This is a genomic window from Nocardia sp. NPDC051929 (genome assembly GCF_044548645.1).
Classification (GTDB): domain Bacteria; phylum Actinomycetota; class Actinomycetes; order Mycobacteriales; family Mycobacteriaceae; genus Nocardia; species Nocardia sichangensis.
In genome coordinates, this window is the sequence record NZ_JBIUCG010000076.1 from 1 (window position 1) to 1,084 (window position 1,084).

At 65.4% G+C, this 1,084-nt stretch carries 1 protein-coding gene; it reads left to right on the forward strand.

Going from position 1 to position 1,084, the window contains the following annotated elements; genetic code table 11:
• Positions 1 to 2 precede the first annotated feature (2 nt).
• Positions 3 to 986, forward strand: coding sequence for an alpha/beta hydrolase (locus tag ACIHAX_RS37810; protein WP_397282470.1), 984 nt, complete (start codon positions 3 to 5; stop codon positions 984 to 986).
• The last annotated feature ends 98 nt before the right edge of the window (positions 987 to 1,084 follow it).

Genomic DNA, 1,084 nt, shown 5'->3' on the forward strand with positions numbered 1-1,084 from the left:
GGTTGCTGCTGTCGGCGGTCGTCGCCGGCGCTGCGGCCGCATCGGCAATGGTCTCGGTGCAGGCCCAGGCCGCGCCCGCGGAGTCTTCTATTGTTTCCGTGCAGGAGCACAGTGCGCGGAACCTGACATTGACGGTGCATTCCGCCGCCATGGATCTCGATATTCCGGTGGAAGTTCAGCGCGCCGCGGACACCAGCGTTCCCCGGCCGGTGCTGTATCTGCTGCTCGGCGCGGCCGGTGGCATCGACGGCTCGACCTGGGCCACGAAGACCGACGCGATGCAATTCCTCGCGGACAAGAACGTGCACGCGGTCACGCCGATCGGCGGCATGTTCAGCTACTACGCGGACTGGGAGAAGGACGACGCCAGGTTGGGGCGCCAGAAGTGGCGGACCTTCCTGAGCCGCGAACTGCCTCCGCTGATCGACTCGTATCTCGGGACCAGCGGGCGCAATGCCCTCGCGGGGTTCTCGATGTCGGGGACCACGACACTCGCGCTCGCCGCGACCACGGGTGACCTGTACTCCGGCGTCGCCGCATACAGCGGTTGCGCGCAGACCAGCGATCCGGTCGGCCGTGAGTTCGTCCGGCTGACCGTCGAGGAATGGGGTCTCGCGGAACTGGACAACATGTGGGGGCCCGCGGGCGACCCGCAATGGGTGGCCAATGATCCCTACGTGCAGGCGGAGGGATTGCGTGGAAAATCCATCTACATCGCCAGTGGAAATGGCGTGCCCGGCGTCTACGACCGATACGGCGGGAAATATTCGCTGAACGGTCCGTGGGGTTTCGCGAATCAGCTCGTCGTCGGCGGTGTGATCGAAGCGGCCACCAATTACTGCTCGCACAACATGAAAGACCGGCTGGACAGCCTCGGAATCCCCGCGCGATACAACTTCCGCCCGGAAGGCACCCATTCCTGGGGCTATTGGGAGGACGCGCTGAAGGATTCGTGGTCGACGCTGGCCGCTCCATTGGGAATCTGATCCGCGGGAATTCGAAATGACTGTTCGCACTCGGGCCGCGCGCGTCGTCGGCCTCATGATGGCCGCTGCCTGTGTGGCGCTGTGCCATGCGCCGACCG